Raw genomic sequence first — 12364 nt, 5'->3', positions numbered from 1 at the left:
GTCCTGTTGGCGTAGGCCGCCATCACAAAGGAAAAGTCCATGGTTGTCTTCTTGTCTCATCTATTAACGTGCCGGGTTTATTAGCCGCACGGGAACGATTGTTCGCCCGGAAAAGCCCCGGCGCGGCGCCGGGTTACCTGACCGGCTACGCAGTAAACGCTATGTGCCAGCGTCCGCCAAGTCAGCAGGTACGCCACGCCCTGCTTTTCCTAGGACTGGCAGTCCTACCTTCGCCCATGGAAAGCGGAGGCACGGGCATGGAGAATGGGAGACATGGGTCAAAGTGCAGAGTTCGGGAAGTTCCTGAAGGCGATGCGGTCACGCATCACGCCAGAGATGGCCGGGCTGCCCTCCGGCCCCGCATCCCGGCGGGTCCCCGGGCTGCGGCGTGAAGAGGTCGCACGGCTGGCCGATGTCAGCACCGACTACTACACCAGGCTGGAACAGGGCCGCAATATCCACCCCTCCCGGGCCGTGCTCGGTTCAGTGGGCCGGGCACTGAACTTGGACCCCGGGGAACAGGCACACATGATTGCTCTGCTGGAGAACTGTGCCAACTCCCGGCCCTCCAGTCCGGCCCAGACCGTACGCCCGGCGCTGCACCAGCTGCTGGACGCCGTCGGGAACGTCCCCGCCCTGATCCTGGGCCGCCGCACCGATGTCCTGGCCGGAAACGGCCTGGCCTTCCTCCTCTTCGTTGACTTCCCCGCCATGCCCGCGGCCGAGCGGAACCTCACCCGCTGGATCCACCTCGACCCGGGGGCACGGGAACTCTTCCGGGACTGGAAAACAGTCGCCTCCGAAGCAGTTGGAGGCCTGCGCGCCGATATCGGACGTCACCCCAACGACGCCCAAGCCAACCAGCTCGTCGGCGAACTCGCAGTACAAAGCGAACACTTCCGCCGCTGGTGGGCCGGACACCGCGTGGCCGCTGCATCCGCAGGCACTGTGCGACTCCACCACCCGGTTGTAGGAGACCTGGAATTGAGTGTCGAAAACCTGTTCCTGCCCGACGATCCCGATCAGGTGTTGCGGGTGTACTCCGCCAAACCCGGCTCACCTTCGGCCGATGCCCTGGCACTGCTAGGCAGCTACGGCGCGGGCCAGGCCCCCGCCCCGGAACCCGCAGGCGCCCTCGAAAACACCAAAGCATCCGACACCCAGGTCCCCTGAAACAGTGTGCACGCCCGCCCGTCACGGAACTCACGGCGTCAGTGGCCGGTAAGAGGGCGTCAAGCGGTTTCCTCAACCGCCAGACTCAGGCGGTCGACCCCGTGCATTGCATCCGCTGCCCGGACAAGGGCTAAGTGGGAAAATGCCTGCGGGAAGTTCCCCGCCATCCGTTGCTCCTTTACTGCGTATTCTTCGCTGAGCAGACCGACTTCATTGGAGAACCCCACGAGCTTGTCCATCAGAGCCCTGGCTTCAGTCCAGCGAGCGGTGCGGGCATACTGCTCCACGAGCCAGAAGGAACACGCAAGAAATGGGTGTTCACCCGGTTCAAGTCCGTCGACGCCGGTCTCGGTCCGGTACCGAAGAAGCAGACCCTCGCGAGTCAGGAGCTCCTTCTCGATCAGGGAAACGGTACCGAGCATGCGTTGGTCCGAGTATGCGAGGAATCCAACCTGCGGTAGGGCCAACAGTGCCGCGTCCGTCTGTCGCCCCTCATAGGTTTGGGTGAAGGACCCGAGATCGCGGTTGAAGCCTCTATCCAATATTTCCGCCCGCAGCACCTCACGGAGCTCCTGCCAGTGCTGCAACGGGCCCTGCAATCCGTGATCCCGAACGGCCCGGACCCCGCAGTCGAATGCGGCCCACATCATGACTCTGGAATGCGTGAAGTATTGGGCACTGCCCCTCATCTCCCAAAGACCGAAGTCTTTGTCATCGAGGTGATACTCCACAAAGCCTAAGAGGGCACACTGTAATGCCCAGGAGAAGTGGTCTTCCCTCCCCCCGGCGAGCCGCAGTCTTTCCAGGGAAACCAGGACTTCTCCCACTACATCCGCCTGGTACTGGGAGACCGCAGCGTTGCCAATCCGTACCGGTTTCGCGTCTTGGTAGCCAGGCAGATGGTCCAGTTCTTTCTCCGGCAGGTCCCTCTCCCCCGCGACTCCATACATGATCTGGATGTCCTCCGGATCCCCGGCAAGGGCACGCAACAGCCAGTTGCGCCACTTCAGAGCCTCCGATTCGTAGCCGTGCGTCAACATGGACTCCAGTGTCAACGACGCGTCGCGAAGCCAGCAATATCGGTAGTCCCAGTTGCGTGAACCGCCAAAATCCTCCGGCAGTGACGTTGTAGGAGCGGCGACGATGCCTCCTGTTTCATAGTGCGTCAGAGCGCGCAGCACCAACAGCGATCGCTGGACTGCGCCCCCGTATACCCCATCCTGGCGGCAATGGCCACCCCATCGGGTCCAGTAATCCGTGGCCTCCTCAAGGGCAGTGCCCACATCGACGCCCGGGGGCACGTCGCGATAGGACGGAAACCATGTCAGCTCGAAGTCCACACTCTCACCAGCTGTAACCACAAATTCCCCTGCGTGCCGGCCCTCGTGGGCCTGGGGAAGATGACGCCCCCGCAGCGCCCAGGCATCCGGTCCGGCCATGGCCAGTAATATTGGAGCACCGCGCGTGGCGTTCTCGCGATATCGGCTCACCCACGGCAGTAGGGAACCGTACCGTGGGCGGATCCTCAGCTCCTGTAGCAGGGTGACAGTACCGCTCAGGCCCGTGACCCGGCGCACAAGCGACGAACGGCCTTCCCCGACGGGCATGAACTCGGTGACCCGGGCTTGGCCGGTGGGCGTCTGCCACGTTGTCTCAAGAACAAAAGTCGACGCCAAGTAGTGACGGTCTACGACGACAGACTCCGGCAGCACGGGGGCAAGCACCCACCTGCCGTGTTCTTCATTCCCCACGAGCGCGCCAAAGATTGAGTCGGAGTCGAAGCGTGGCAAACAGAGCCAGTCGATGCTGCCCCGTCGGGAGATTAGACACCCTGTTGAGAGGTTGGACAGGAGCGCGTAGTCCTCTATGGGTGCGGCCATAGCTCTACTGAATCACAAGGGTTTCAGCAGGGACAGGTCCGGGGCGAGGAACCATTAAGCCTCCAGCCAGGATGATGATTTGGCACGAGCTTCCGGCGCCGCGCCACTTGGAATTCCACGGCATGAAAGCCGCCACTCCTCCCCTACCCGGGTGGTCAACCGTCCCCGCAATAGTTCACCCGGGGAGGTAGTTGCCGGCCACTCTGGCTGCGGAGCCAGACTGAATACAAGACACGACCAGTGTCAACACGCAGCAACACATAAGGGAGTAGTCATGCAGCGGCCTGTCAACGTCGACAGTGGTGAGACACTAACCGCTTCTCCGGCCTGGACTGGCGGAGGTATTTCGACAATGAGTTCGACTCCGGAACGGGCCGTTGGCACCGCAGACCAGTTGTGGAATCGGGGCCCGGAGATGACTCGCGACGAAGCTTACGCCCGCTGCCCCGACGATTCATATGTGGAGCTGTACGGCAATCAGTGGCTGATAGTTCCGTTCGCGCCAATCGAGCAGCCGCGGTTCTTCGTCTGCACGCCCGGCCACGCAAGCGCAGGTCTCTGAGGTAACGTCCCCTCCCGGTCCGATCGGCCGCGGCGTCCGTCGTTCTTCACAGAGCCGGTGCAGCCGAAGCCCGCCAGGACGTGACTCCCACCGTCGGCGGCTTCGGCTTGAGGCTACGTCAAGCTCGACATCGGCGACCCACTCGACCTGCAACAGAAAAGCCATGCTGGTGACATTTCCGGGAAAGCACCAGGGCTACAACACCGGTTCAGCGTTGGTAAGCCTGTCCTGGGTGCTTCCCCGGTCGAACACAGCTTCGGGGACACCAGCGACTTCTCGCGACCTGTCCAGGACGTGGTTACCGAGGAGCACGTTGGTCCGCAATAGGGTCCGACGGACCTGCCCCGCTCCCTGGCGCTGTCTTCGGCGCCTTTTTGGCATAGGATTTTTTAGAGGGCTCAGAGCATTCCTGGCCAACGCCGGACCACAAGGAGGTGGCAGATGGCACTGGTGCCCCCCGGCGCTTCAAGCAAGTTCCGCCCCCCTAAGCCGGTCGCGAAGTGGGTCCCCCGGACGCGCCTGAACGATGTTCTTCGCGCCGACGCCAGTTGGCGCTTGGCCCTGATCCACGCCCCGGCGGGTTTCGGCAAGTCCACCCTTGCCGCCCAATGGATGGAGCTTCTCGGCACGCAAGGACGAACGACAGTCTGGCTGTCATTGGACCGGGATGACAACAATACAATCTGGTTCCTGTCCCATTTGCTCGAAGCAATCGGGAGAGCAAAGACGGGTTTCGATCAAGAATTACAGCAACTGCTTGAGGAACGACCGGATGACGCGGAACGCTACGTGATTCCCGCTCTTATTAATGCCATCGATGAGGGCGGTCAGGATATCGTCATCGCGTTGGATGACTGGCATCTGGTCACTGACAAACGAACTCTGGACGTCGCCGAACGCCTGCTGGACGCCGGTGGCGCCCATCTGTCCTTCATCATCACGAGCCGCACCCGTGCAGGCCTCCCCCTCGGACGGCTAAGGGTACGTGGTCAGCTCGTTGAGGTAGATGCTGTCTCGTTGCGGTTCGACCAGGCCGAATCTCAGTCTTTCCTGGTAGACATTGGCCGTCTTGACCTCGGAGGAGAGGACGTCGCCAGCCTCTGTAGGACGACCGAAGGCTGGATTGCTGCTCTGCAACTTGTCTCCCTCTCCTTGCGCGATCATCGGGAGGCTTCGGCCCTTATAGAAAGCCTCTCGGGAGGGCACCAGTCCATCGGCGAGTATCTGGCGGAGAACGTTTTCAACACTCTGGAACCGGATGTATTGAACTTCCTCTTGACCTCCTCTGTACCGGAGCGGCTCTGCGCGGGGCTCGCGTCTGCCCTGTCCGGAATCGAACAGGGGCAGGCGATGCTCGAACGAGTCCAGTCCCGCGACCTGTTTTTGCAGCCGCTTGACGAGAACGGCACCTGGTATCGCTATCACCACCTCTTCGAGGACTATCTGCGGCGCCGGCTGGAGCGCGACTACCCGGGGCGCGTCAAGCAACTGCATCTGACAGCAGCGCACTGGTACTCGGAGAACGGATTTCCAAGCGACGCCGTCGACCATGCACTGGCCGCAGGTGACGTCGATTTCGCCGTGGAAATCGTGGAGTCCCGCGCGATGTGGCTGGTGGAACACTCAAGCATGGCGACCTTGCTTGCGCTGGTCGGCAAAATCCCGGCTGCTCGTGTTGCTGGCCAAGCACGGCTCCAGATGGCCATCGCATGGGCAAACACCCTGCTTCACCTAGCTGCAGAAGCGCAGGCCTCCCTCGACCAAGCCCAAGCTGTGATGCCCTACGACGGGACACTGGACGACGACGACCGCTTTGAACTCGGCGTTGAGAGCCTCGTCGTGCAAAGTTGCATCGATATGTACGGTGACGCCGTGAGCCGCATTGGGGAATTGGATGAAAAGTGCTTCGCGCAAGCAAGCAGGCTTCGTCCTTGGATCGTCTCAGTCGGCGCGAATCTGTCAACGTTCAAGAAAATTCACGATGGCCAGTATGAGCTGGCATTGGAACAGCAACGCTGGGCGAACACGTTTCACGGCCAGGTCGCGGGCCCATTCAGTAATGTCTACGGACACTGCTTTGCAGGCTTGGCCGCATATGCGCTGCTTGATATCAGCCAGGCCGAACAGCACTTTGCCCTGGCCGTCGAACTGGGCCGTAGCCGCGCCGGACGACACTCCCACGCCGCCCGCCTGGCGGGCGCGATGATGGGGCAACTCCTCTACGAACGTGGCGCTCTTGACAAGGCCGAACGGCTTCTTGAGGAGACCCACGAGCTGGGTTCAGAAGGCGGCGTCGTGGACTTCATGATTTGCACCTTTGCCACTCTCGCCAGAATCAAGGACCTGCGTGGAGACGGGTCAAAAGCCGCGGAGATACTCGACGAAGGCGACTTCGTCGCTGACAGCCTGGGACTCCCGCGGCTCAAATATGCGATCAATCTTGAACGGGCGCAGTTGGGCATCAATCATGGGCCGTTTCAACCACTCAGCACCACAGATTCTCCCCCCGGTCCGGGCGCCCCGGGACAAAGGCTGGAAGGATTGAGCGAAGCTTCCTACCAGATTTTCCTTGCTACCCAGATCCGGTCGGAAATGGCCAAGACCGGCAGTGCCGGCGCAGACACTTCCGACCCTCTGGCCACAGTCGAAGCGGCCCGGTATCTGCTCGGACGGGCTGCGGCCTACTCCGGTCCTCGGGCGGAACTTCACGCCCGCATCCTGTTGGCCTCGGCGCTCCAGCAGGCAGGCCTGCATCGTGAGGCTGAAGTGACCCTTCTCCCGGCGCTCAACACGTGTTGCCGGCTGGGCTTTGTCCGGCCCGTACTGGACGGCGGCGTTGCCTGTTCCGAACTCGTGCACAACATTTCTGAGGAGCTCAGACTGGGTACGTCGAATTACGACTGCCACCCGGATCTCGGGACGTTTCTCAGTCTCCTGATCCGGCTGGATTCAAATGCTGCAGTCAACCGGGGCGCTTCCAGAACCCTATACGGGGAGCCGCAGCACCGGTGGCACCAACTGGCCTCAGTCCCGGAACCGGCCTTGTCACAGCGTGAGCAGACCATCCTGCTCCTCATTGACAAGGGCAGATCCAATCGCGAAATCGCCATGGAGCTTCACCTCGGGATCAACACGGTGAAGTGGTATTTGAAGAACCTTTTCAGTAGTCTCGGCGTCAGCGGTCGTCAGGCCTGTGTGGATGAGGCACGCCGCAGGCATTTGCTGAGGTCAGGTTGAATTGCAGGGCCGAAGGTGACGGCGGCTGGTCAGGTCAGGGCCTCCAGTCGTACCAGCACGTCTTCGGGTCGTGCTGCACTTGGTATCTCGGCCAGGTAGAAGTCTGCGGACGGAAGTTCTACCTTCGAATCCAGCCAAAAACTCGCCGGGATGTACCCGCCAACCGCGGTGTCGGCATGCAGACGCACTTGTGCGTCGTCCAGTTGCCCTAAAGTCCACCGATAGTTGTTGGTCACGTTGGCGATTGGCGTATAGGCCTCCAACCCAACGGGTACGCGTGGGCGGTCTTGGTCAGATCGGTCATCCAGCAGCAGGCCGCCGACGGGCAGTGCTGCGAATGCACGCAGCCAGTCGCTGACATACATCGACGCGTTTTCAGCGTCGTCCGCGTCCAGGTCGCTCAGGTTGGCTGCGCCCCCGAGGCGGTGTGTGGCGATGAGCCATTCCATTGGCGACGGGATACGAAGAACCACGGGCTGACGTGCGGTCTGAGCGAACACCGTGGCGAATTCCAGCACCGCCTTGTTTGTGTCATCGTCTGCCAACAGAGTCCGAAGCGCGTACCCGGTCCGTGACTTGCCCCCCATCGCGGTCTCAAGCCGCGTATTTCCCGCTGTCAGATGATCGTAGAGCCGCTTCAAGTCCAAAAGCGCAACGTCCGGCCTCAGGAGCCCTTGGGCCTGGGCGAAAAATGCCGAATAGGCGGTGGCATTGTCCCAGGGAACATCGCCTCCGCGAAGTATCACGGAATTTGCATACTCATGGTGGTCAAACAGCACGGCTTTGGGCCGGCCCGACGGAGGAGATGCAACAACGGTGGCAAGTGTGGCAGGAGTAGTAATTGTTGGGGTCATGACGTCTCTCTCGGGAGATTTGCTGTTTCAAGCCTTCAGCGCCGCACCGTCCTGGATGGTGGAGGATGCGGCGCCGAGGGCTTCTGTCGGGTTGGTCCAGGTCAGGACCTTCGCTGAAGGATTAGGACTTGCGCTGGATGACTTCCCCGTGTTTCTGTTCCAGCTCCCGGATCCTTTCCTCCAGCTGGCTGATCTTCACTTCCCGCCGGTCCGGAAGCATGATCAGCGGCAACTTGTCCACGGTCGCCTTGACCCGTTCTGGCCCCTCACTGGTGAAGTGGGTCGCGGTAAGCTCGCCCGTATCGCCCCAGGACCCGTAGTAGAGCAGGTCTTTCGGCGGTTCGGGCTGCACGTAGCTTTCAAGGAACTCCTTGTACGGCTTCCCCCGTGCGATGCGGGCGCGCCGGACATCCTGACGCAACTGGACTGTTGCTTCTTCGTCCACAACGAATGTGTCGGGATTCCACACAACGCCGTAGATAGTGGTGGCAACGTTCGCCGAGATGCGGCCGAGCTCCAGATCCTTGGCCACCGCTTCGGGGTCGCGTTCCAGGACGTCACCATAGCCGCCGCCGGAGCCCTGGGCGATCATGTACAGCTCACCGTCCTTGGCGACATCGAACTGCAGCCCCATGTGGGCAGTGGTGTATTTCCCTCCTTCATAGGGCTGCTCGTTCATGATCCTTTCCATCGACAAATCGAAGTGGCTGGAGTCCTTGCGGATGACGTCATAGATATTGATGCCTTTGACCATCGCCAGCGGGTTTGTGCCGCAGCCGTAGCCGCCGAACATACCGGTCACAGAAGAAAACTTGGAGCCTGAGGCAACGGTCATGAAGCCCCACAACGGCGTTCCTTCGGCGGCTACGATCATCTCGTAACCCATCCCGCCGCTGTTCTTTCCGAAGCCCTGGTTATCGCGGACAATTCGCTTGCTGACAAGCTGCATGAAAGGCACCTCCTCTTCCATGACTTCCTGTTCAGCAGTGTCAGCCATGGCACAGAACAACGGTGAGATGGCGTCTTCGCCGTCGCGGAACGCCTTGGCCCCGCCGCCCATGCCGTTGAGGTCCGCACACAGGTTGCCTACCTGGTCCCCGTGCTGGGTCAGGCCTCCCCACAGGAAGGTGTTGATCTGGTTAAACCATGGAGCCAGGACATTGGAGAACTTTTCCGGGTTGGAGAACTGCACTTTGGCAAAGGCAGTCTGCAGGGCCGAGAACCCGCGGAACGAGGCCTGCAGTGACTGCCCCATCGGTGCATCATAACCGGCGTCGGCCCAGGTGTGTTCATCCGAGATGATGTCGATGGGAGACATCGCCGAGGTGCACCTTGGCAGGTCCGGCCACCAGAAAGCGAGGATCGCTTGCATCATCATCGATTTGACCGAACACAGCGGCGAGTTGATGGCCCGGTTGAGGATTTCCGGGCCTGTACCGCGTAGGTCGATCGTCATCTTCTCGCCCTTGACCGTTATCTTGCAGGCGAGTTTGATCAGGATGTTCTCCTTCAGGGTGGAGTCCATGAACTGGTTGAAGGTCACGGTCCCATCCGGCAGCTCGCTGATGCGGCGTTTGACTTCCTGCTCCACGTCTTCGACTGTGACTCGCAGGGCGGCTACGAATGTTTCGATGCCTACTTCGTCGATGATGCTGTCGACTCGTTCCTGAATTCGCTGGACCGCGCCGATTTTGACCTTAATATCGGCCAACTGCAGTTTGGGATCGCGGACTGAGTGCTGCAGGAATGTCAGCAGGTCCCGGCGGAGTTCGCCCTTCTCAACAATCTTGATCGGTGACAAGCGCAGACCGTCATCGAAGGGTGTCTCCGAACCGGACGGCATCCCGCCGGGCTCGCAGGCACCATTCTCACCCTCGTGGATGGTGGCCGCAACCCAGGCGATAATGTTGCCGTCACGCATGATCGGAGAAATCATCGATTGGTCGGTGTTGTGGACGTTTCCGTACCGGGCATCATTATGGATGAATCCGTCGCCGGGGTTGATTCCCACCGTCGGCTCGTCCTTCCAGTACTTCATGATGTACCGGATCGGGTGGTGCAGGATGGCGGAGAACGCGATAACCCCGTGGCAGGACAGGTAGGTGACATCCCCTTCGGCAGTGTAGATCGCCGTCGTCAGGTCCCCCCACTTTGCCCCGGGAGCGGCCCCCATGGCCTCGCACATTTCGTAGCCCTCGTCCAGGGCGCCGGCAAGCCGCTTGCGGATTCGGTCGACCTGGATGGGGTCCACACCCTTTGAGATGCACTCTTCCTCATAGGCCGAGCGGGAAGTGATCTGGTGGCTGCGCATGATGTCCGGGTCTGGGCCCAGGAACAGGGTAGTTTCATCCATGAACTGGTCCACCCACTGCTGCTCTTGTGCAGTCAGCGGCTGCGAAGCGGGCTCGGCTGCGCCGGCCGTCGTGCTGGTGTCATTTGCTGTAAGCGTCATTGCTGTCTGGCTCCTTCAATGTGAATAGCTGGAAGGTCTTGGTGAGGATCCGTGTGGTACGGGGTCAGTCTTTGAGAAACCACACGGCCCCCTGGGATGTCGGCTCCAAGCGCCACGACGGTTCAACGAGATACGTTGTGTTTTCGGTGGTAACGATCGCCGGTCCGTGGATGACGTGCTGGTGGTGCAGTGCCTCGGCATCGTAGACAGGCGTATCGACTGCTCCGTAGATCTTCACGAAGTGGACCTGCCGGGTGCCGATCGGCGAGGGCATGGTTCGATCGTGGCCGGAGTCGATCGAATCGAACTTGACGACCTCCCCGTCAACGTAGGACGACACCCGAATGGTTTGTGCCCTGATGCCGGCCTCAGGGGCCTGGCTGCCGGCACCATAGCGCTGACCGTAGATGTCGGAGAATGTCCGGATGAGATGGAGGACGTCGGCGACACCGTTCACGCGGTTGATGTCGAAGACGACTGCGGTGGTCACCAACTGGTTACCGTAACGGAGGTCCATCTCGAGGGTGTGGCGTATTCCGGCGGTGTCGTAACCCTGACGGACCAGGTCTTCCCGGCCCTTGGATTCGAGCTCCTGAATGACACGGTTCAGCTCGTCATAGCTCGTGTAGAGGCTGCGATCCGTGGGGTTGTACAGGACCACGTGGGAGCCCCGCTCGTGGATATGGAGCGGTTTCATGTTGCCGGCTCCACAGGCTGAAAAGACTGAGGAAAACGGCGGGGCGAGAATCTGGCGGATCCCTGCGTGGTCGGCGATGCCGCACGCATGAAGCGGGCCGTTGCCACCATAGGCCAGCATCGTGAAGTCTTCCGGAAGATAACCCCGGACGCGCAACTCCTTCGACATGCCGATGGCCATTTGCTCGTCGACCGCGTTCTTGATGATCTTGGCGACCTCAACCGTGTCCAGGTTCAGTTCATCGGACAAGTTCTCATCAATAGCGTAAATGGAACGCTTCTTGTTCAGCTGGATGTAGCCGTTGGCGTAATTGTCCGGATCAAGGTAGCCCAAGACCAAGTCCGCGTCGGTGACCGTCGGGCGGAGACCGCCACGGTCATAACAGGCAGGACCCGGGTCTGAACCGGCAGATTCCGGTCCGATCTGCACCGAATGGTGGATCCGGTCATAGCTGGCTATCGAACCGCCACCCGCACCCAGCGTCAACAGGTGGATCATGGGAACCGAAACAAGCCAGCGTCCGATGGTCGGCTGGAAGTCGTAGTGCTTGACCCCTCCCTCAGGGACGAGCCCGATGTCGAAGGACGTGCCGCCCATGTCCGTGGAAATGACATTCCCCAAACCGGTACTGTCGGCCAGGTGCTGGGCAGCACCTACTCCGGCGATGGGCCCGGAGTGGATCGTCTGCAGGGCGTCGGTGGAATTCGACTGTGCCATGCCGCCCGAGTTGTGGATGACAAGCATGGGTTTGTCATAGCCGGACCCGCGGAGGTTGTTGGACAGCTGCCCGAGTGCATGGAACATGATTTCGTGCAGAAAGGCGTCAACAATCGTGGACGTTGCCCGCACATATTCACCCTTTCGTCCGGACACCTGGCTGCCCAGCAGAACGGGGATAGCCCCCAACTCGTGAGCCGGGTACTCGTCCAAGATGATGTCCAGGATCTGCTGTTCGTGGACCGGATTTTCTGTCGAATTGACCAACGAGACCACGATGGCTTCCGCACCGTTGTCCACGAGTTCGCGCACCTGCGTGCGGACGTCGTCCTCCATCAGGGAAACGACGACTTTTCCTGCCGAATTGATTCTTTCTTTGACAGACCGGATCAAGGCGCGGGGCACGAGCGGATCCGGACGGGTAGCATCCGGCAGATTCTGCTGCTTGGAAGGGTCCAGCCCCTCTCCGTAGCCGCGGCCACGGGAGAGCGGGATAGTGTCCTCGAAGCCGTGGGTCACCAAAGCACCGACCCTGGGCCCCTTTCCTTCAATGAGCGCGTTGGTGCCGAGGGTTGTTGCGTAGCGGACCGAATCGACTTCCGCCAGGACGAGGTCCCGGTCGAGCCCGGCGCGCGAGCAGGCAAGGTCGAGTGCTTCATTGAAGCCTTGGGCTAGGTTGTGGTGGGTTGTCAGCGCCTTCGCTTCAACATACTCGCCGTCCCATGCGAAGAAACAATCGGTAAATGTACCGCCGATGTCAACGGAAATTCGCTTCATGACCAGTGGTTTCCT

At 60.9% G+C, this 12364-nt stretch carries 6 protein-coding genes; 2 read left to right on the top strand and 4 right to left on the bottom strand.

Features of this window, described 5'->3' with window-relative positions; all coding sequences use genetic code 11:
- The first annotated feature begins 273 nt into the window (after positions 1-273).
- Positions 274-1173 (top strand): helix-turn-helix transcriptional regulator, encoded by a 900-nt coding sequence (locus ACFRJ8_RS15360; protein ID WP_377987016.1) that lies wholly within the window; start codon positions 274-276, stop codon positions 1171-1173.
- Positions 1174-1232: 59 nt separating this feature from the next.
- Here the strand turns inward: ACFRJ8_RS15360 and ACFRJ8_RS15355 are convergent, their stop codons facing one another.
- Positions 1233-3053 carry a glycoside hydrolase family 15 protein gene (locus ACFRJ8_RS15355; RefSeq protein ID WP_377987015.1) on the bottom strand — a complete coding sequence of 607 codons (1821 nt, stop codon included), beginning with the start codon at positions 3051-3053 and terminating at the stop codon, positions 1233-1235.
- Between the two features lie 1003 nt (positions 3054-4056).
- Here ACFRJ8_RS15355 and ACFRJ8_RS15350 point away from each other — a divergent pair.
- Positions 4057-6852: a LuxR C-terminal-related transcriptional regulator gene (locus ACFRJ8_RS15350; RefSeq protein WP_377987014.1), complete on the top strand. Its 2796-nt coding sequence runs from the start codon at positions 4057-4059 to the stop codon at positions 6850-6852.
- A gap of 29 nt (positions 6853-6881) precedes the next feature.
- Here ACFRJ8_RS15350 and ACFRJ8_RS15345 read toward each other — a convergent pair whose 3' ends face one another.
- From ACFRJ8_RS15345 to ACFRJ8_RS15335, 3 genes are all read right to left on the bottom strand, one after another.
- Complete coding sequence (locus tag ACFRJ8_RS15345) at positions 6882-7706, bottom strand: hypothetical protein (RefSeq protein WP_377987013.1); 825 nt, start codon at positions 7704-7706, stop codon at positions 6882-6884.
- Positions 7707-7827: 121 nt separating this feature from the next.
- Positions 7828-10158, bottom strand: coding sequence for a hydantoinase B/oxoprolinase family protein (locus tag ACFRJ8_RS15340; RefSeq protein WP_377987012.1), 2331 nt, complete (start codon positions 10156-10158; stop codon positions 7828-7830).
- A gap of 64 nt (positions 10159-10222) precedes the next feature.
- Entirely contained in the window at positions 10223-12349 is a 2127-nt protein-coding gene (locus tag ACFRJ8_RS15335; protein ID WP_377987011.1) for a hydantoinase/oxoprolinase family protein, read from the bottom strand.
- Positions 12350-12364 lie beyond the last annotated feature (15 nt).

Source organism: Arthrobacter sp. NPDC056886 (genome assembly GCF_042788715.1).
In the GTDB taxonomy this organism is placed as follows: Bacteria; Actinomycetota; Actinomycetes; order Actinomycetales; family Micrococcaceae; genus Arthrobacter.
The sequence above is the reverse complement of the archived record's forward strand: the minus strand, read 5'-3'. Positions and strand labels throughout refer to the sequence as shown.

Excerpts from the sequence above, each read along its gene's own strand:
- ACFRJ8_RS15360 (WP_377987016.1), top strand. The coding sequence starts at position 274 with ATGGGTCAAAGTGCAGAGTTCGGGAAGTTCCTGAAGGCGATGCGGTCA.
- ACFRJ8_RS15355 (WP_377987015.1), bottom strand. The coding sequence starts at position 3,053 with ATGGCCGCACCCATAGAGGACTACGCGCTCCTGTCCAACCTCTCAACA.
- ACFRJ8_RS15350 (WP_377987014.1), top strand. The coding sequence starts at position 4,057 with ATGGCACTGGTGCCCCCCGGCGCTTCAAGCAAGTTCCGCCCCCCTAAG.
- ACFRJ8_RS15345 (WP_377987013.1), bottom strand. The coding sequence starts at position 7,706 with ATGACCCCAACAATTACTACTCCTGCCACACTTGCCACCGTTGTTGCA.
- ACFRJ8_RS15340 (WP_377987012.1), bottom strand. The coding sequence starts at position 10,158 with ATGACGCTTACAGCAAATGACACCAGCACGACGGCCGGCGCAGCCGAG.
- ACFRJ8_RS15335 (WP_377987011.1), bottom strand. The coding sequence starts at position 12,349 with ATGAAGCGAATTTCCGTTGACATCGGCGGTACATTTACCGATTGTTTC.